The sequence below is a fragment of the Burkholderia lata genome, assembly GCF_902499025.1.
GTDB classification, from domain to species: Bacteria; Pseudomonadota; Gammaproteobacteria; order Burkholderiales; family Burkholderiaceae; genus Burkholderia; species Burkholderia lata_C.
Genome location: NZ_CABVPW010000003.1, coordinates 304,014 through 323,653, shown reverse-complemented (window position 1 = coordinate 323,653; position 19,640 = coordinate 304,014). Strand labels below are relative to the sequence as shown.

General features: G+C 69.7%; 14 protein-coding genes and 1 riboswitch. Of the genes, 6 read left to right on the top strand and 8 right to left on the bottom strand.

All coding sequences use genetic code 11. From position 1 onward, the window contains the following. Positions 1 to 15 precede the first annotated feature (15 nt). A riboswitch (cobalamin riboswitch) is annotated at positions 16 to 253 on the top strand. Between the two features lie 170 nt (positions 254 to 423). From cobA to BDI24065_RS04640, 4 genes are read left to right on the top strand one after another with little or no spacing between them, the layout of a single operon-like run. After that, positions 424 to 1,173 carry a uroporphyrinogen-III C-methyltransferase gene (cobA, locus tag BDI24065_RS04655; protein ID WP_175030198.1) on the top strand — a complete coding sequence of 250 codons (750 nt, stop codon included), beginning with the start codon at positions 424 to 426 and terminating at the stop codon, positions 1,171 to 1,173. Then, on the top strand, positions 1,170 to 1,547 hold the full coding sequence (locus BDI24065_RS04650) for a cobalamin biosynthesis protein (protein ID WP_175030197.1): 378 nt from the start codon (positions 1,170 to 1,172) through the stop codon (positions 1,545 to 1,547). Before cobA ends, BDI24065_RS04650 begins: the two co-directional genes overlap by 4 nt. Positions 1,548 to 1,584: 37 nt before the next feature. Next, positions 1,585 to 2,187, top strand: a complete 603-nt coding sequence (gene cobO, locus BDI24065_RS04645; protein WP_175030196.1) for a cob(I)yrinic acid a,c-diamide adenosyltransferase — start codon at positions 1,585 to 1,587, stop codon at positions 2,185 to 2,187. A gap of 2 nt (positions 2,188 to 2,189) precedes the next feature. Then, entirely contained in the window at positions 2,190 to 3,494 is a 1,305-nt protein-coding gene (locus BDI24065_RS04640) for a cobyrinate a,c-diamide synthase (RefSeq protein WP_175030195.1), read from the top strand. Positions 3,495 to 3,536: 42 nt separating this feature from the next. Here the strand turns inward: BDI24065_RS04640 and bamE are convergent, their stop codons facing one another. Beyond that, positions 3,537 to 4,076, bottom strand: coding sequence for an outer membrane protein assembly factor BamE domain-containing protein (bamE, locus tag BDI24065_RS04635; protein WP_175030243.1), 540 nt, complete (start codon positions 4,074 to 4,076; stop codon positions 3,537 to 3,539). A gap of 172 nt (positions 4,077 to 4,248) precedes the next feature. Then, positions 4,249 to 5,412, bottom strand: a complete 1,164-nt coding sequence (locus BDI24065_RS04630) for a M20 aminoacylase family protein (protein WP_175030194.1) — start codon at positions 5,410 to 5,412, stop codon at positions 4,249 to 4,251. A 341-nt stretch (positions 5,413 to 5,753) separates the two neighbouring features. Between BDI24065_RS04630 and BDI24065_RS04625 the strand changes: the two genes are divergently transcribed. Then, the gene (locus BDI24065_RS04625) at positions 5,754 to 6,824 is read left to right on the top strand and encodes a type IV toxin-antitoxin system AbiEi family antitoxin (RefSeq protein ID WP_175030242.1); all 1,071 of its coding nucleotides are present in this window, start codon (positions 5,754 to 5,756) and stop codon (positions 6,822 to 6,824) included. After that, positions 6,793 to 7,698: a nucleotidyl transferase AbiEii/AbiGii toxin family protein gene (locus BDI24065_RS04620; protein ID WP_175030193.1), complete on the top strand. Its 906-nt coding sequence runs from the start codon at positions 6,793 to 6,795 to the stop codon at positions 7,696 to 7,698. Before BDI24065_RS04625 ends, BDI24065_RS04620 begins: the two co-directional genes overlap by 32 nt. 293 nt (positions 7,699 to 7,991) lie before the next feature. Here BDI24065_RS04620 and BDI24065_RS04615 read toward each other — a convergent pair whose 3' ends face one another. From BDI24065_RS04615 to BDI24065_RS04590, 6 genes are all read right to left on the bottom strand, one after another. Beyond that, positions 7,992 to 9,008, bottom strand: coding sequence for a GNAT family N-acetyltransferase (locus BDI24065_RS04615; RefSeq protein ID WP_175030192.1), 1,017 nt, complete (start codon positions 9,006 to 9,008; stop codon positions 7,992 to 7,994). Then, a complete protein-coding gene (locus BDI24065_RS04610) occupies positions 9,008 to 9,847 on the bottom strand; it encodes a formyltransferase family protein (protein WP_175030191.1) in 840 nt (279 codons plus the stop codon). The genes BDI24065_RS04615 and BDI24065_RS04610 overlap by 1 nt, the downstream gene beginning before the upstream one ends. Before the next feature lie 86 nt (positions 9,848 to 9,933). Further along, positions 9,934 to 12,198, bottom strand: a complete 2,265-nt coding sequence (locus tag BDI24065_RS04605; RefSeq protein WP_175030190.1) for a TonB-dependent siderophore receptor — start codon at positions 12,196 to 12,198, stop codon at positions 9,934 to 9,936. 22 nt (positions 12,199 to 12,220) lie between these two features. Continuing rightward, positions 12,221 to 13,597 carry a lysine N(6)-hydroxylase/L-ornithine N(5)-oxygenase family protein gene (locus BDI24065_RS04600; RefSeq protein WP_175030189.1) on the bottom strand — a complete coding sequence of 459 codons (1,377 nt, stop codon included), beginning with the start codon at positions 13,595 to 13,597 and terminating at the stop codon, positions 12,221 to 12,223. 32 nt (positions 13,598 to 13,629) lie between these two features. After that, a complete protein-coding gene (locus tag BDI24065_RS04595; protein WP_175030188.1) occupies positions 13,630 to 14,664 on the bottom strand; it encodes a GNAT family N-acetyltransferase in 1,035 nt (344 codons plus the stop codon). Further along, the gene (locus tag BDI24065_RS04590; protein ID WP_175030187.1) at positions 14,654 to 19,633 is read right to left on the bottom strand and encodes a non-ribosomal peptide synthetase; all 4,980 of its coding nucleotides are present in this window, start codon (positions 19,631 to 19,633) and stop codon (positions 14,654 to 14,656) included. The genes BDI24065_RS04595 and BDI24065_RS04590 overlap by 11 nt, the downstream gene beginning before the upstream one ends. Between the last annotated feature and the right edge of the window lie 7 nt (positions 19,634 to 19,640).

Here is a 19,640-nt window from a genome sequence, read left to right as displayed (position 1 = left end):
CGGGAATCGCTGTGCTATCGTATGCGCCGCGTTCGGTGCTCGCATGCGCATTGCGCGCCTGCAGTTAAACGGGAAACAGGAGGCGGACCACCGCCCGGCCTGTGCTGTCCCCGCAACGGTACGCCGCCCGCGCGACGCGCTTCCCCGCGCACGCGCCCATGCCGCCCACGATGCCACTGCCCTTCAGCCGGGCGGGAAGGCTGCGGCCTGGCAAGCGGCCAGCCCGGATACCGGCCGACGCAAGGGGCGAGCCCGACGCTCGCCGAACGCCCGATCCGCGGGGGACGGAGGGGGTGCGCCTTCCGCCCGCGTCCGCGCGGGCTTCGTTCGATCCGTCATGCGTGACCTGTCCGTCGGCCGCCGCCCGGCCGCCCGCCTGCCCCATTCCACTGTTTCGACACGGTGCGTACCGTGCCGCGCCCGATGAGCCGGGCCTGGCTCATCGGCGCCGGCCCCGGCGACGCCGACCTGCTGACGCTCAAGGCCGTCCGCGCGATCGGCACGGCGGACGTGCTGCTCGTCGACGATCTCGTGAATCCCGACGTGCTGCGCCATGCGCGTGCCGATGCGCAGATCGAGCACGTCGGCAAGCGCGGCGGGCATGCATCGACACCGCAGGAGGCGATCGTCGCCGCGATGCTCGCGCATCTGCGCGCGGGCCGCAGCGTCGCGCGGCTCAAGGGCGGCGATCCGTTCGTGTTCGGCCGCGGCGGCGAGGAACTGGCCGCGCTCGGCGCGGCGGGATTCCCGGTCGAGGTCGTGAACGGCGTCACCGCGGGCATCGCCGCACCGGCCGCAATCGGCATTCCGGTCACGCAGCGCGGCGACGCGCAGGGCGTGATCTTCGTCACGGGCCACGGCGCGGGCGCCGACGAACCCGACTGGCGCGCGCTCGCGGCCACGCGCATGACGATCGTCATCTACATGGGCATCCGCCGGCTCGACGCGATTGCAGCCGCGCTGCGCGAAGGCGGCCTGCCCGGCGATACGCCGTGCGCGGCGATCGAGCACGCGACGCGCCCCGAACAACGGCACGTGCTCGCGACGCTCGACACGCTCGTCGAATGCGTTCGTGCGACCGGCATCGGTTCGCCGGCGATCGTCGTGATCGGCCGCGTCGCGGCGTTCGCCGACGATCCGGCGGTACGTGCCGCGCTCGGCGGCGGCGCATGATACGCGTCGCGCTCGGCGTCGGTTTCCGCGCGGGCGTGACGGCCGCGCAACTCGATGCCGCGATCCGCGCGGCGCTGAGGCTTTACCCGGCCGCCGAACCGGCGCTCGTGGCCACGCTCGCCGACAAGGCGCGTGCCCGCGCGCTGCGCACGCTGTGCGCGCGACGCGGCTGGCCGCTCGTCGCGTTCGACGCGGCGCAACTCGCGAGCCGTCCCGAGCTGGCCGCGAGCTGCCCGTCGGAGGCCGCGCTCGCCCGCTTCGGCGTCGCGGGCGTGGCCGAGCCGTGTGCGCAGCTCGCGGCGCCGCACGGCCGCCTGCTGGGCCCCAAATCGATCCGGGACGGCGTGACGGTCGCACTCGCCGGCCCGCTCTGAACCCTTTGTTTCGCTTTCTTTCGACAGGACCAATCCGATGAAAACCGACGCCGAATCCCATCAACGGATGACCGAACGCCGCCGTGCCGGCCACGAGAAGAAGCAGGCCGCCGCCGTCAACGAAAAGGGCCTGCTGATCGTCAACACCGGCAACGGCAAGGGCAAGAGCACGGCCGCGTTCGGCATGGCCGTGCGCGTGCTCGGCCACGGCATGCGGCTCGGCGTCGTGCAGTTCATCAAGGGCGCGCTGCACACGTCCGAGCGCGACTTCCTCGGCGCCGTGGCCGAATGCGATTTCGTGACGATGGGCGACGGCTATACGTGGAACACGCAGAACCGCGACACCGACATCGCGACCGCGCGCAAGGGCTGGGACGAGGCGCGTCGGATGATCGAGAGCGGCGACTACCGGATGGTGATCCTCGACGAGCTGAACACGGTGCTGAAGTACGAATACCTGCCGCTCGACGAAGTGCTCGCGACGCTCACCGCGCGTCCCGATTCGGTGCACGTCGTCGTGACCGGGCGGCATGCGCCCGATGCGCTGATCGACGCGGCCGATCTCGTCACCGAAATGCGGCTCGTCAAGCATCCGTACAAGGAGCAAGGCGTGAAGGCGCAGCGCGGCGTGGAGTTCTGAGCATGCCGGCCTGCCCCGCGCTGTTCGTCAGTGCGCCCGCGTCGGGCCAGGGCAAGACGTCGGTGACGGCTGGCCTCGCGCGGCTGCACCGCCGGCTCGGCCGCCGCGTGCGCGTGTTCAAGACCGGGCCCGACTTTCTCGATCCGATGCTGCTCGAACGCGCGAGCGGCGCGCCCGTGCATGCGCTCGACCTCGGGATGGTCGGCGAGGCCGGCTGCCGTGCGCTGCTGGCCGATGCCGCGCGCGACGCCGACCTGATCCTGATCGAAGGCGTGATGGGGCTGTTCGACGGCACGCCGAGCAGCGCCGACCTCGCAGCGGCGTTCGGCGTGCCGGTCGTCGCGGTGATTTCCGCGAAATCGATGGCGCAGACGTTCGCGGCGATCGCGTTCGGGCTCGCGCGGTTCCGGCCGGGGCTGCCGTTTCACGGCGTGCTGGCGAATCGCGTCGGCTCGGCCCGGCACGCGGAACTGCTGCAACAGGCGCTGCCCGACGACCTGCGCTGGCTCGGGCACGTGCCGGCCGATGCGGGCATCGCGCTGCCGGAGCGGCATCTCGGCCTGCACCAGCCGAACGACATCGACGATCTCGATGCGCGGCTCGATCGCGCGGCCGATGCGCTTGCGCAAACGGCGCTTGCCGAGTTGCCGCCGGCTGTTGCGTTCGCGGAACCGGATGCAGCCGCACCGCTGCCGCGTGCGCTCGCCGGCAAGCGGATCGCGGTGGCGCGCGATGCGGCGTTTTCGTTCATCTATCCGGCGAATCTCGCGTTGCTCGACACGCTCGGTGCGCAATTGCGGTTCTTCTCGCCGCTTGCCGACGAACCCGTGCCGAACGCGTGCGACGCGCTATTCCTTCCCGGTGGCTATCCGGAGCTGCATGCGACGACGCTCGCGGCGAATGCCGCGACCGCGCGGTCGATTCGCGCACACGCAGCGGCCGGTCGGCCGATCGTCGCGGAATGCGGGGGGATGGTGTATCTGTGTGAATCGCTGACCGATGTGGACGGCGTGACGACGCCGATGCTGGGCGTGTTGCCGGGTCAGGCGACGATGCAGCGCCGGTTCGCGGCGCTCGGCATGCAGCAGCTCGATACGCGCAGCGGGACGATGCGCGGGCATACGTTCCATTATTCGCGGCTCGCGACGCCGATGGAGCCGGTCGCGAATGCCGTACGCCCCGACGGCGCATCGGGCAGCGGCGAAGCCGTCTATCGCAGCGGCGCGATCGTCGCGACGTACATGCACATGTACTGGCCGTCGAATCCGGATGCAGTCGTGACGTTGTTCAGCGGCGAAGCGTTCTAGATTGCTCGATGCTGCGCCGCCTGCGTTGCGTCGTTCATCAGGTCAGGGTTTTTCGCGGCCCGGCGCTTCCGAACGCGAAGTCCGGATCACGGTGCCGTCGGGCGAGAAATGCGCGTTGAACATCGCGTCGCCGGATACACCGCCCTCGGCCCAATGCCAGCTCCAAACCTCTTCATGGCTCAACGCGTATTGCGCGACCTCGGTCGGCTTGCCGAGCAGTTGTCGTACGTCGTCCTTCGACATTCCGGGCACGACCTTCGTGATGTTCGCCGCCGTCAGCGCCTGTGTGATCGACACGAGCCGCCCGTCGGGCCCGAAGTCCAGCATGTAGGTGCTCGTGCCATAAGGACCGCGTGGATACTCGAACCGCTGCGAGCCGTCTTCGCCCTGCCTGACCATCTCGGGCTTGCCTGCCTGACGGAGCACGTCCTCGATCGTCGAGACGCCCGGCTGCAGGTTGCCGAACGCCATCGGATCGGGCTTGATCGCATTGACCGCGTCAGCCATCTTCTGGTCGTCGCACCCGGCCACCAGAACGCCGACCGCACAGGCCGTCAGCACGGTCAAAAGCTGTTTTCGCATTTCGTCCACACCTGTATTCATCGAGCCGATTCGGCGTCGCGCGCAGCGTAGCACGCGACCTGTCCCGCCGATGTCAAGGAGCGTCAAATTCACGCGCATCCCGTCGCGTCCGCTGTCGCGGACGCGCATGCCGCGCACCGGGTGGCGGCTTCCACGCCGCCGCGCCGCCGTGTCAGATCAGGAACGCCTCCGCCAGCTTCACCCAGTACGACGCGCCGGTCGGCAGCGCCGCATCGTTGAAGTCGTAGCCGGGGTTGTGCACCATGCAGCCGCCCTCCCCGTCGCCGTTACCGATGATCAGGTAGCAGCCCGGCCGCTTCTCGAGCAGGAACGCGAAATCCTCGCTGCCGGTGAGCGGCACCATCCCGTCGATCAGGTTCGCGTCGCCCACCCACTCGCGGGCGACGTTGCGCGCGAACGCGGTCATTTCCGCATCGTTGACGAGCACCGGATAGCGGCGCTGGTAGTCGATCGTCGCGGTCGCGCCGAACACGGCCGCCTGCGCATGCACGACTTCCTTGATGCGCGTCTCGAGCAAGTCCCGCACCTCGGGCTTCAGCGCGCGCACCGACAGGCGCATCTGCGCGCGATCGGGAATCACGTTCGGCGCCTCGCCCGCGTGGATCGCGCCGACCGTGACGATCGCCATGTCGAGCGGCGACACGTTGCGCGACACGATCGTCTGCAGCGCAATCACGATCTGCGCGCAGACGACCACCGAATCGACCGCCTTGTGCGGCACCGCGCCGTGGCCGCCGCGGCCCTGCACGTCGACGATCACCGTATCCGACGACGCCATGAACGACCCCGGCAGGAAGCCGAACTTGCCCGTCGGGAAGCCGGGCATGTTGTGCATCGCGAAGATCGCGTCGCACGGGAACAGCTCGAACAGCCCTTCGTCGAGCATTTTCTTCGCGCCGCCGAGCCCTTCCTCGGCCGGCTGGAAAATCAGGTTCAGCGTGCCCGAGAAGCGGCGCTCGCGCGCAAGATGCTTCGCGGCCGCGAGCAGCATCGCCGTATGGCCGTCGTGGCCGCACGCGTGCATCTTGCCGGCGATCTTGCTCTCGTACGGCAGGCCCGTGGCCTCGTGGATCGGCAGCGCGTCCATGTCGGCGCGCAGGCCGAGGCGCTGCGTGCCGTTACCGACCTTCAACTGCGCGACGACGCCCGTGCCGCCAAGCCCGCGATGCACCGTGTAGCCCCATGACTGCAATTGCTCCGCGACGAGGTCGCTCGTCGCGAATTCCTCGAAGCCGAGCTCGGGGTGGGCATGGATGCGGTGCCGGATTTCGATCATTTCGTCGGCGAGGCCTGCGGGAATCACGCTGTGGGTCACGGTGTCGTCTCCTGTCCTGTGAGGAATATGCAGGCAAGGATAGTGGGTTCGGCGGCAACCGGGCAGACGGAAAGTCGTCGCTGTAGCAACCGTCGGTTGCCATATCCGGCATGATGCGCAGCAAGCGCAAGCTGGCCATCCGGACGACTGCCGCGCAGGAGCCGAACGCGCAAGACTGTGTGCCACCCATCGATTTCTTGCGCATGAGGGCCACGGTGACTATCGTTCAGAATCATAAAATAGTGCCAATACATCAATGTCTTGCGAATTCTTGTTCATTTTTTGACGCTTGTACATTTTTTATGTACGCTGACAAAAAAGTGAACAAGCGATTCCCTTTGATGCCCGCGAACACTTCCCTCTCCGTGCCGGAACAGCACGTGCTCGACGAAGCCTGCGCCGCGTTCGAAAGCGCGACCCGGCGCTTTCGCGCTCGGCCCGTGCGTGTGCCGGCCGCCTGCAAGGCGCGCGCCGACGCCATGATCCGCTTCGAGGTTGCCGGGCAGGCATTCGAGATGCCGGTCGCCATCAGCCTGCGCGTCGAATCGCTGGCGGGCGCGCTGGCGGAATTGCGCCGCCGCGGCGACACCGCAGCGCCCGGCGAACGGCCGCTGATGCTGGTCGCACCGCATCTTTCGGCGGAACTGGCCGCCGGCCTGACCGACCAGGGCATCCCGTTTCTCGATACCGCCGGCAACGTATGCCTGATCGAGCCGGAGGCGACCGTGATGATCGCGGGCCGGCCGAAGCCCGCACGCACACCGCGCCGGCAAGCGTCGCGCGCGACGACGCCGAAGGGGCTGGCCGTGATGTTCGCGCTCGCGACGCAGCCGGGCCTGGTCGCGCAACCGTATCGGGCGATCGCCGCTGCGTCGGACGTCGCCCTCGGTACGGTCAATCTCGCGATGGACGATCTGATCGCACGCGGCCTCGTCGGGCAGCGCCGCAACGGCGAGCGTCTGATACCCGACTGGCCACGCTTCGTGCAGGAATGGGGCGCGCTCTATCCGAGCCGCTTGCGCGCGAAACTGCCGAGCCGCCGGTTTGCCAGCCTCGCGCCCGACTGGTGGCGCGGCCTCGATTTCGCGGCATTCGATGCGCGACTCGGCGGCGAGCCGGCAGCCGACCTGCTGACGCACGACCTGAAACCGGCCGCGATCACCGTCTATACGCACGGCACCGCGTCGAACCGGCTGCTGCTTCAGGGCCGCCTGCGTCCGGACGAGCGCGGCGATGTCGAGATCGTCGAAGCGTTCTGGCCGCGGTCTGCGGAGCTTGCCTGGCGCGAGCAGGAAGTACCGGTCGTACCGCCGCTGCTGATCTACGCGGATCTCGTCGCGTCCGGCGACAGCCGCAATCTCGCCATCGCCGATCGCATCCATGACCGATACCTCGCCCACCCGCCCGCTTGAAGTCGACGCACGCCGGCCGCTCGAGCCCGCGGCGGTCGCGCTGCTGCAGGCCGTCAGCTCGGCCTGCGCACACCTCGACGCGGCGTTCGTGGTGGCGGGCGCAACCGCGCGCGACATCCTGATGTGGCACGTGCACGGCATCCGGCCGGTGCGCGCGACGCGCGACGTCGACGTTGCGGTGTGTGCGGTGAGCTGGCCATTTCATGAACAGCTGATCGATGCACTCGTCGCTACCGGGCAGTTCACGCGCGCACCGAAACAGCAGCAAAAATTGCTGTTCGAAAGCGGCGCGCACGGTTTTCGCACGGAGTTGGATCTCGTGCCGTTCGGGCCACTCGAAACGCCCCCGGGCGAGATCGCATGGCCGCCCGACGGTGAATTCGTGCTGAACGTGCTCGGGTTTCAGGAAGCGGTGGACACCGCACTGCCGGTGTCGATCGACGCGCGCACCGTGGTGCCGGTGGCCAGCCTGCCGGCGCTGGCGCTGCTGAAGCTGCTCGCGTGGAAGGACCGGCGTGCGCGCCAGAACAGCGACGCGTACGACCTGCTGTTCCTGCTGCGGAATTTCCACGACGCGGGAAATCGCGAACGTATCTGGGATGCCGCGCCGGACCTGCTCGAAATGCACGCGTTCCAGCCCGGCCTCGCCGCTGCCGCGCTGCTCGCACGAGAGGCGCAACGGATTGCTACGCCGCAAACGCGCGACGCGATCCGCGCGCTGTTGTCGGACGATGCGACTTATGCGGCGCTCGGCCAGGATCTGCTGGCACGCGCGTTCGCGCTGTTGCCCGGTGAAGTCAGCGACGACGTCGACCGGTATCTCGACGCGTTCCGCAACGCCTTTCTCGTTGACCAACCCGCGCCCCGCACGTGACGCGCCGCCGCGGAACCGCATCGCGACCGCGTGGCTACGCGGCCGCGCTCAGGCCGCCCAGTCTTCGAGCGACAACCTGGGCATGGGCCGGCATGGGTCAATGTGGAAGCACGCGAACCGGATGTCGCGCCCCATGCCGTCGCGGAAGTTTTTGCCATGTCGCGGGCCTGTCGTCGATGAGGAGAGCGATCCATTCTTCATGACGCAGGCCGCGCAGTCCATATCCCGGATGGCCGATGCCCGCAGGCCGCAGTGCCGCGCGCAACATCGCGCGTCACCGCGCACCCGCGCCGTCAAGGCAACCGGAAAGTGTCGAAGAATGTATCGCGCTCGATCACGGTGAGCGCCGCGCGCTTGTGCGGGAAGTCGAACTCCTTCAGCGTGTAGAAGCCGAGCCGGTGCATATACGCGATGTGCCGCACGTGATCGACGCGCGGCTCGCCCACGAGCCGCTGCGTGCGCGGTTCGTCGACGAACATGTAGTGCAGCACCCCGCTCCACCACGCATGCAGCTTGCCGGCGCTCTGGAAGCGCGAGTCGCCGATCAGCAGGTGCAGCCCGCGGTCGTAGTCGTGCGCATCGTAGAACGGCGCGAGACGGTCCTCCTTCGCCCAGTAGAACTCGAAATAGCCGAACGGCGTGTCGTCGAAATAGCCGATCATCGGGTGCATGTGCGGATCGGCGAGCCGTTCGGCGAGGTACGCCGCGTGCTCGTCGCGCGTGCCGCGCTGGTCCCAGAAATGCGCGACGCGATCGAGGTTCATCCAGCCGCTGAACAGGTCCGCGTGCGCGTCGACATCGACGGTGCGCAGGCTGAACGTCATCCCGACCTGCGGCATGTAGCGCGCATAGATCTCGCCGGCCGGCGACGGCGGCCGCACCGGGTGCCGGTGCCCGTTCGTGACCGCATGGCGCAGCGGCATCCCGCCCGACGCGGGCGCCTTCAGCCACGGTTGCGGGTTCTGCCAGAACGTCGCGCGCGACACGGTGAAGCGCAGCGTGTCGCCGGCAACCTGCGCACCGTCGATCACGCCTTCACGCACTGCGCGCGCGACGTACGACGCGACGGCCGCCGCATCGGCGCCGCCGAGCGGCACCGTGATCGTCGCCGCGTCGTAGCGCGTGTCGGTGTTGAACAGCGCGACGAACGCCGCGAGCAGTCCGTCCGGCGAGTCGTCGGGCCGCCACGCGTCGAGCGTGTGCTCGGCGACTGCCGGCGCCTGCCCGTGTGCGGCGCCGTCGAGCGCGGCGGCCACTTCACCTTCGACGGCGTCCGCGGCGCCGGCCGGTTGCGTCAGCGTGTCTTCCATCACAGTGCTCCCGCGTCGTGGCGATCGGCGAGGACGTGCAGCCCCCGCTCGAGCGCCGGAAACAGGCTGCGCTGGAAGTTGTTCCAGCGCAGTTCGAGAATCGTGTCGTCCGGCGCGATCGGCGTGTCGAGCACGTCGCAGATCACCTCGCCGGAATCGATGCCGTTGTCGACGTAGTGGAACGATGCGCCCGTCATCATCACGGGTTCGATGGACGACGTCGCACCGCTCGCCCAGTCGACCCGTTCGCCGCGCGCGCCGTGCAGCGCGTCGAGCGTCGCCCACGCGCCGCGCCGCTGGAACGGCGAACCGTCGGCGGTGATGCCCGGGTGGATGTTGGCGATGCGCCGGTGAAAGCGCGCGCCGGGCCGCACGAGTTCGTCGAGGATCACGAGCAGCCCGTCGAGCACGACGACGTCGGCGTCGAGTTCGAGCAGGCGCTCGAGCAGACGGCGCTCGAACGCCTGTTTGCCTGCCACGCGCTCGCGCGCGTCGCGCGGCAGCCGCCGGTACGTCGACGGAATCGCGCAGAACAGTTCGTCGACCGGCCGGCCCTTCACCGCCAACCCTTCCGGCAGGATCCACGGGCTGCCCGGCGTGCGCGCGAAGCCGTAGTCGGCGACTTTCGCGCGGTCGGCCGGCGAACCGTCGTCGTCGTCGACGATCACGCCCTTGAGCGTGTAGCGTTCGCCGAGCGGCGAATCGTTCAGGCGTTCGACGAGGAATTCGAGCGGCGCCTTCATGTAGCGCGTGCCGCCCTGATAGGCGACCGGCTGCCCGGCACGATCGGCTGCCCCATTGCGCAGCGACTGGATATAGACGAGATTTTTCTTCGGCATGGATGCGTCGTGGAAAAGCGGACGAAGGCGCCGCGGCCGGCCCGCGCCGGCCACAATGGCCGGCCGGCAGGCCGCGGCGCGCATCGTCACCAGTTGTATTTCGCGGTCGCGATCACGGTACGGTCGGTGCCGAAAATGCAGACGCTCGTCGACTGGCAACCGCTGATGTAGTGGCGGTTGGCCAGGTTCGTCCCATTCACGGCGAAGCGCCAGTTACGCATGTCGTAGTGCACACCCGCGTCGAACAGCGTGACGCTCGATACCGTCAGCGCGTTGTCGGCCCCACCGGCCGACGCGCTCTGGTAGCGAATGCCGCCGCCGAGACCGAAGCCCGCGAGCGGCCCCGTGTGCCACGTCCAGTCGGTCCACAGCGACGCCATCTGACGCGGACGCGGAACGTCGACCGGCCAGTTGTTCAGCGTGTTGTCGTTCGCCTTGATGACCTTCACGTCCTGGTAGACATACGATGCGATCACCGACAGGTTCCGCGTGACCTTGCCGGTCGCGCTCAGCTCGATCCCGCGCGAACGCACCTCGCCGCTCTGTACCGACTTCGTGCCGCTGGAGTCCTGGCTCAGCAGCGCCGGCGTGATCCCGTTGGTCTGGTTGATCTGGTAGATCGCCGCGTTCAGCATCAGGTTCTTGCCGGGCGGCTGCCAGCGCAGGCCGGCCTCGATCTGCTTGCCGCGCGTCGGCTGCGGCAGCCCGCCGCCGAGCAGGTTCACGCCGATCAGCGGGTTGAACGACGTCGCGTAGCTGACGTACGGCGACAGCCCGTAATCGCCCTGGTACGTGAGGCCGACGCGGCCGGTGAACGCCGTGACGTCCGCCTTCGTCGACGTGCCGCCCGCGCGGTCGTCCTGGCGCATGTTGACCCAGTCCTCGCGGCCGCCGAGCGTCAGCGTCCAGCGGTTCCACTTGATCTGGTCCTGCGCGTACAGGCCGAACGTGTTCATCGTCGTGTACGTGTTCGTGCGATACGTGCTGTTCGGATCGGAGAACACGGCCGTGGTCACGGGCGTATAGACGGGGTTGTAGATGTTCAGCGTCGGCGCGGCAGCCATCCATTCGCTGTCGGTCGCGGTCTGGCGGTTGTACTGGAACCCGAGCAGCAGCGTGTGCTGCAGCGGGCCTGTCGCGAAGCGGCCTTCGACGTTGTTGTCGATGTCGAAGCGGCTGTAGTTCATCTGGAACACGCCGGCCCAGCGGTTGACGTCGGTCGTGCTGCCGTCGGCGAAGCCGGCGCCCCACACCGAACCGTTATCGAGCGACAGGTGCATCAGGCGCACGTTCTGGCGGAACGTCCAGGCCTGCGTCAGGTTCTGCTCGAATTGATAGCCGACCGACCACTGCTTCTTGCGGTAGTAGTTGAAGTTCGGATCGCCTTCGTACACGTCCTTGTTGATCTGGCCGTTCGGGTTCGGCAGCACCGTGCCCTGCGCGGGCAGGAAGTTCGACGAGATATCGCCCCAGTCCTGCAGATAGGTGGCCGACAGCGTCAGCGACGTATCCGCGTTCGGACGCCAGCGGAACGACGGCGCGAGCGCGACGCGCTGGTCGTTGTTCGGGCCGGTCACCGCGTTGCCGTCACGCGCGACGCCGACGAACCGGTACGCGTACTTGCCGTCCGGGTCGAGCTTGTCGCCGACGTCGATCATGAACTGCTTGCGCGCGTAGTTGCCGATCTGCACGCCGGCCTCGCGCACGCGCTCGCCGTCGGCGAGCTTGGTCTGCACGTCGATGATCGCGCCCGGGTCGCCCGCGCCGTACAGCACCGACGTCGGCCCGCGCAGCACGCTGATGCTGTCGATCATGTATGGATCGACGCGCCAGCTCGACAGGTTCAGCGTGTTCGGCACCTGCAGCCCGTTCACGTAGGCGGTCGGCGTGAAGCCGCGCAGCGCCGCATACCAGTCGGAGCGGTTGTCCGAACCGTACGACGAGAAACCCGGCACGTAGCGCAGCGCCGCGTTCACATCGGTCGCGCCGGTCATTTCGATCTGCTGCGCGGTGACGACGTTGATCGTCTGCGGGATCTCGTTGATCGACGTATTGGTCTTCGTGCCGGTCCGGCTGCGTTTCGCGACGAGCCCGACCGTGCCGTCTCCTTCCGGGGCCGCGTTGACGTTGATCGTCGGCAGCGTGCCGGTCGACGCACCGGCCGACGCACTCGCCGCCGTACCGTTCTGCGCACTGCTGGCCGATGCCGCTGCGCCTGCGTTCACGGCCGGCGCCGTCTGGGCATGTGCCTGCCCTGCCGCCACGCCGAACGCCACGCTCGCCGCGGCTGCGATCGCACGCAAACGCGTGCCTGTTGCCCACTCCATCTTTCTCTGCTCCACTTTTTTCATGCGGTCTCCGACCGCGCCTTTGTCAAAGAGCGAAAGCCATCCGGCTCGCACTCACCCCGTTTTCCTGTCGTTTTTCCTGTGCTGCCCGGGCCGCGCCTTCATCATGGGCGGGCGCGATCCCGTCTTCGAGCGACGCGCAGATTTCGTCCGCGCGGCGCGCCAGTACCGACAGCAGCGTGTCGGACAGGCCGTGGCTGTCTTCGCAGCAGCCTTGCAGGTAGATGCGCGGCCCGAAGTGCTCGGGCGTCGCAAGCAGGTAGTCACGCGTGACGTCGCCGCGCACAAGCGCATCGCCGAGGTGCGGCGCGAGCCCTTCGAGCAGCGCCGAATGCGTGTCGCGCCGGTAGCCGGTCGCCAGCACGAGCGCGTCGAAGCGTTCGACGCGCGTGGCGCCGCTCATCCGGTCGCGCAGCGTCAGCTCGATGCGGCCGTCGGCAGTGCGCACCGCGGCCTCGATCGCGCTGTTCGCGAGCAGCGCATGACGCGGCGTGCCGTCGACGCGCTGCAGGTACAGCATTTCGTAGATCTGTTCGATCAGCGGCCGGTCGACCACCGCGTAGTTCGTGTCGCGATAGCGCTCGAGCAGCGCGCGGCGCGCGTCGTGCGGCTGCGCATAGACGACGTCGGTGAATTCGGGGCTGAAGATCTCGTTGACGAACGGGCTGTCGTCCGCCGGCTTCAGTGCGCCCGCACGCATCACGAGGCTCGCGTCGACATGCGGGAAGCGGCGCGCGAGATCGATGAACACCTCGGCCGCGCTCTGCCCCGCGCCGATCACCGCGACGCGGCGGCGCTCGCCGTCCGGCGACGCGACGAGCCGGTCGATGTCGGTCAGGTACGACGACGAGTGGATCACGCGGTCGCGGCCGAGCGCGGCGAACGCGTCCGGGATCGCCGGCGTGCCGCCGACGCCGACCGACAGCGCACGCGTGATGCGCTGACGCTCGTGGCCGGCGGCGTCGCGCGACAGCACGCGCAGTGCGTCGATCTTCGTGCCATCGCCGCGCACGGGCTCGATCGCGAGGACGGTCTCGCTGTAATGGACGCGATCGTCGAACGCCTCGGCCACCCAGCTCAGGTAGTCGTGGAATTCGACGCGGGTCGGATAGAAGTTCTTCAGGTTGACGAATTCGTTCAGCCGGCCGCGTTCGAACAGGTAGTTGATGAACGTGTAGCGGCTTTTCGGATCGCGCATCGTGACGAGATCCTTCAGAAACGAGATCTGCATCCGGCAGTCGTCGAGCAGCATCCCGCGATGCCAGCCGAATTCAGGCTGGCGTTCGACGAAGCAATGGGCGAACGGGCGCGCCGCGCGCCGTTCCTCGAGGCGGATTGCCAGCGCCAGATTCGACGGCCCGAAGCCGACGCCGATCAGGTCGAATACGGTTTCTCTCTGCATGTCTCAGCTCCCTTGTCGGTGAATCCGGCGCGTCAGACGTGACGGCCGGAGAAGAACGTCTCGCGCAGCGTGCGCATCCACAGCGGCTGCGCGTCGGCCAGCGCGAGACGGCGCTGCCGCGCGAAGCCATGCCGCGCGAGATGGTCGGCAACCCGCGCGTGGCCGGCCGGAACGGCACAGCCGACCGCTTCGGTACGCGGGTCGTCGAGAAACAGGTAATGAACGACGGACGGCAGCCAGCCCGCCACGCAATGCGGGCCGCGCCAGCGCGACTCGCCGACCAGCATCCGCAGCCCGCGGTCGTAGTCGCGCGCCGCGACGTGCGGCGCGAGCGCGTCTTCCTTCAGCCAGAACGCTTCGACATACGCGAACGGTTCGCCGTCGAAGCAGCCGACGAGCGGAATCACGTGCGGATCGGTGTCGGGCGCCGTACCTTGCGGGCCGTCCGCACCGGGCTGCGTGCCCGGCCAGCCGTCGCGCACGCGCGGCTCGTCGAACCAGCGCGCGATGCGTTCGGCATCCTCGGCCGGCTGCCAGCCGCGCAGCGTGAAGCGCACGCCGAGCGCCGGCAGGTCGCGTGCGTAGACGTCGCCGTGCGGCGCCGGCGGGCGGCGAGGATGACGGCGGCCGTCGGTGAACATCGGCAAGGTCGCGCACGGCAGATGCGGGCCGACGAGCCACAGGTCGGCCTGCTGCGCCCAACCTTCGCGCATGCAGTGGCCGCCGTCGGCGAGCACGCCGCTCGCGCGCAGCGCCTCGAGCGCGACCGCCGGCCACGCGGCCGGGTCGAGCCGGATCGCCGCGTGGCGCGCGCTGTCCGAAAACGCCGCGGCCAGCGCGGCCAGCAGCGCGCGCCGCTGGTCGGCCGGTGCCGCGCGATGGTTGTACGCGACGAGGCGCAGCGCGCCGTCGTCGCCGAGTTGTGCGCGCAGCAACTGCGCGCCGATGCCGTCGCCCTGCGCAACGCGGATCTCCGCGCCGTCGCGCACCGCGAACAGGCCGTCCGCGAACGCGAGGCGGTAGGTATCGAGCATCGTGAATCCGTCCGGACGTACTTCAGCCAGCATGGCGTGCCTCCTGTCCCGTTTCCGTGTGCGCATCGAGCCGCGCGCCGAGTGCCGCGAGCGTCGGCGACGCGAACAGGTCGGCGACCGTCAGCGCGTGACCGGCACGGCCGGCCGCGTCGACGAAGCGCACGACGTCGAACGACGTCGCGCCCGCTTCGAACAGATCCGCGTCGGGCTCGGGCGCGGCCGTCGCGAACGTGTCGGACCACAGCGCCGCGAGCGCGGCAGCCGCACGCGGTGCACGTGACGACGCCGCAGCGCGGGCACCGCCTTCCGCCGGTGCGCGCGGCGACGCTTGCGCGACGGCAGGTTTGTCGGGCACGCCGAGCGCCGCTTCCGACGCGCCCGCGAAGCGCGCGACTTCGTCGTGATAGAGATCGACGAGCGCATCGACGAAGCCGCGATCGAGCAGTTCGTCCGCATACGAGAACGCGGCGCTCACACGGCCGTCCGGATGCTCGACGACGTCCAGCTCCAGCGTGAATACGACGCGATGGCGCACGTCGTCGAATCCGGCCAGCGACAGGCCGGCCCAGTCGCGTGCCGCGGCACCCGTCGGGCGCAGGTAGTTGAACATCACCTGGAACAGCGGATTGGCCTGCGCGGCACGCGGTGCGCGCAGCGCCGCGACCACGTCCGCGAACGGCACGTCGGCGCGCGCGTAGGCTGCGAGCGCCGTGTCGCGCACTTGTTCGAGCACGTCCGCCCGACGCGCGGCCGGGTCGATCCGCGTGCGCACGACAACCGAGTTGATGAAGAGGCCGAGCGCGTCGCGGGCCGCATCGCCCGTCAGCTCGCGCGTCGACGCCAGCACGCCGACCGGCTGGTCGGCCGCGCCCGTCGCGCGGAACAGCGCGGTGTTGAGCGCTGCGTGCAGCAGCATCGGCAGCGTCGCGTGCGCGGCCGACGCGGTGTCGCGTGCGGCGCGGATCAGCGAACCGTCGAATTCGAACGCGATGCGGGCCGCGCGCCATTGCGGTACGGCGGGCGCGTCGGCGCGCTGCGGCAGCACACGCGCCGGCAGATCCGCCAGCGCGTCGCGCCAGTAGGCGACGCGGGCCGGATGGCACGGCGCGGGCAGCACCAGCGGCACGGCTTCTTCGGCCTGCACTGCGCCGCCCTGCACGCGGGCGACATAGCGCGCACGAACCGCATCGAGCCACAGTTCGATCGATTCGCCATCCGACACGATGTGATGGATCGTCACCGACAGCACGTGATCTTCTGCGCCGAGCCGCAGGACCCGCGCGCGCCACAGCGGCGCATCGGCTGCGAGGTCGAATGGCGTGAGTGCATCCTCGTCGGTCAGCGCCGCGGCGCGCGCGGGCGCATCGGCTTGCGTTGACAGATCGATCACCGGCAGTTCGACAGAAACCGCTGCATCGATCCGTTGGCCCGGCAGTGCGCCGTCACGTGCAACGAGCCGCGCGCGCAGCGCCGGATGCACGGCTGCCGCATCCGTGAACGCCGCACGCAGCGCATCGACGTCGAGCGGGCCACGCACCCGCAGCGCGACCGGAATGTTGTACGCGGCGCTATCCGGCTGTGCGCGCCACAGGAACCACAGGCCGAGCTGCGCCGGCGACAGCGGCCACACGCCGTGTGCATCAGGCTTGGCGACGGCAACGCCCGGCGCCGCCGCACCGGCATGCGCGGCGCGCGGCGCATCGGCCACCTGCAACGCATACTGCGCAAGCACCGGCGCCTCGAACAGCGCGCGCACCGGCACGTCGCGGCCGAGCCGTTCGGCCACACGCGTCGCGACGCGCACGGCGGCAAGCGAATGGCCGCCGAGATCGAAGAAGTGATCGCCACGGCCCACACGCTCGAGATTCAGCACATCGCACCAGATCGCCGCGAGCGCGGCTTCGTCGCCGTCGTGCGGCGCTTCGTATGCGCGTTCGACCCGCACGGGCGCCGGCAGCCGTGCGCGGTCGACCTTGCTGTTCGCGTTGCGCGGCAGCGCGTCGAGCACGATCAGCTGTGCGGGCACCATGTAGTCGGGCAGCGTGCGGCGCAGGTGCGCGTCGAGCGTCGCGGCTTCGACCGGCTGCGCGGCCGCCCGTGCGTCGGCGGTCAGTTCGACATACGCGACGAGCTGCGCCAGTGCGCCCTGCCCGTGCACGACCGCGCATGCTTCGCGCACCGCGTCGTGCGCGGCAAGCTGTGCCTCGATCTCGCCGAGTTCGATGCGCAGCCCGCGCAGCTTCACCTGGTGGTCGACGCGGCCGATGAAGTCGAACACGCCATCCGCGCGACGCCGCACGAGGTCGCCCGTGCGGTACAGCCGCGCACCCGGCGCGCCGTACGGATCGGGCACGAAGCGTTCGGCGGTCAGCGACGGGCGGTCGAGATAGCCGCGCGCGACGCCGATCCCCTCGCCGCCCAGGTACAGTTCGCCGATCACGCCGACCGGCAGCGGATGCAGCCGTTCGTCGAGCACGTGCGCGGTGCGCGCGCCGACCAGCGTGCCGATCGGCAGGTACGCGGCGTCGCCGAGTTTCGCGAGATCGTCGCCGGGACGGAACATCCACAGCGTCGGCGTGATGACCGTCTCGGTCGGGCCATAGCCGTTCACCACCCGCACGTTCGGCAGCGCGCGGCGCAGCATCGCGAACGCTTCGCGCGACGTCGCCTCGCCACCGACGGTCAGTGAACGCAGCGTCGGCGGCGCGCCGTGCGCGAGCGCCCATTCGGCGAGCTGCGCGGCGCAGCCGGGCGGTACGTAGGTCATCGTCACGCCGTCGCGGACCATCATCGCGCAGGTCTGCGCGGGCGGCCACAGCACGTCGGCCGTCACCGACACGGCGGCCCCCGACATGTATTGCGAAAACCAGCCCTCGTGCGCGCCGTCGAAGTTGACCGACTGGAACAGCAGGAACACGTCGTTCTCGCCCGCGCCGTAACGCTCGGCGATCGCCGCGCAGTGCAGCGCGAACGACGCATGGTCGACGATCACGCCCTTCGGCTTGCCGGTCGAGCCCGACGTGTAGATCGCGTAGGCCGCGTGGCCCGGCAGCACGTCCGGCAGCACGACGTGCGCGGCTTCGTCGAGTGCCTCGACTTCATCGGCGCGCCACACGCGCAGATCCGGCAGTTCGGGCAGCGACGCAGCGCTCGCGCCGTCGGTCAGCACGTGCGCAATGTTCGCGTCGCCGACGATCTGCGCGAGCCGTTCGCGCGGATGCGCCGGATCGAGCGGCACGAACGCGGCGCCCGACTTCAGCACCGCGATCAGCGCGACGAGCAGGTCGACCGAGCGCTGCAGCGCAACGCCGATGCGCATTTCCGGCCGGACGCCGGCCGCGACCAGATGGCGTGCCAGGCGCGCCGCGCGCGCATCGACTTCGCCGCGCGTCAGCGCGCGGTCGACATCGGCCACGCCACGTGCGTCGGGCCGTGCTTGCGCATGCGCGGCGATGCGGGCATGCACCGGCACGAACGGTTCGGCTTCGGTCGCGCCCGCCGGTGCGTTCCATGCAAAGAGTTGCTCGCGTTCATCGGCCGGCAGCCAGTCGAGATCGCCGACCGGCATGTCGGGGCGCGCGAGCGCATCGGCGAGCAGCGTGACGAAGCGCGCGGCCAGCCGCGCGATCGCGTCCGTATCGAACAGGTCGAGCGCGTAGATGAATGCGGCGTCGAACGTGCCGTCCGGCGTCGCTTCGACCGACAGCGTCAGGTCGAATTTCGCGGACGGCGTGCCCGACGGCAGCAACGCGGCCGACGCCGCGCCGAGCGCCGGCAGCGCACGGCGCTCGCCATACGCGGCCATCACCTGGAACAGCGGATGATGGCTCGCGCTGCGCGGCACGCCGAGCGCGTCGACCACCTGCTCGAACGGCACGTCCTGGTGCATCTGCGCGTCGACGAGCGCGCGCTGCGTGCGCGCGACCAGCGACGAGAAATCGCCGCGTGCGGGCACGTCGACGTCGATCGCCAGCGTGTTGACGAAGAAGCCGATCAGGCCGGCGACTTCCGCGCGTTCACGGTTCGCGGCCGGCACGCCGACGCAGATCCGCGCATCGCCGGTCGCGCGCGCCAGCAGCGCATCGAGCGCGGCGAGCAGCACCGCGAACGGCGTGGCGCCCGATGCGGCCGCGAATGCGCGCAGTTGCGCGCCGATGCGCGCGTCGAGCGAAAACCCATGGCGCGCGCCGCGCGCACTGCGGCGCGCCGGCCGTGCAGTCGCGCCCGGCAGCGTCAGTACGCCGCGTTGCGGATCGAGCCGTTCGCGCCAGAACGCGAGCTGGCGATCGCGTTCGCCGGCATCGAGCCAGCGGCGCTGCCACAACGCGTAGTCGGCGTACTGGATCGGCAGCGGCGCGAGCGGCACCGGCCGGTCCGACGCATACGCGCGATAGAACGCCGCGAGTTCCTCGAGCATCACGCCCGACGACCAGCCGTCCGACACGATGTGATGCACGGTCAGCGCGAGCCAGTGATGTGTCGCGTCGAAGCGCACCAGGTGCGCGCGGACGAGCGGCGCCGCGCCGAGATCGAACGGCTCGGCTTCGTCGGCCGTCGCGACGGCTTCCGCGCGCGCGGTGCGCTGCGCGTCCGGCAGCGCTTCGAGATCGGATTCGCGCCACGGGCAGCGCAACGGTGCGTGGATCGTTTGCGCGACGCCGTCCTGCGCTTCGTCGAAGGTCGTGCGCAGCGCCTCGTGGCGCGCGATCAGCGCATCGCACGCAAGACGCAGCGCATGCACGTCGAGCGGGCCCGTCAGCGCCAGGCGCTCGGTGATGTGATACGCGTCCGGCGCATCGATCAGCCGCGCATGCAGCCACAGCCGCGTCTGGGCGAACGACGCCGGCACACGGTCGCTGCGCGGCGTGCGCGGCGGGATCGGCAGCACGCGGAAGTCGATGCCGGCCGCGCCGAGCTTGTCGATGAAGACTGCACGCTGCGCGTCGGGCAGTTGCGCGAAACGCGTCGCGAGCGCGAGCCAGTCGTGTTGAACCTTCGTCATCCGTCGT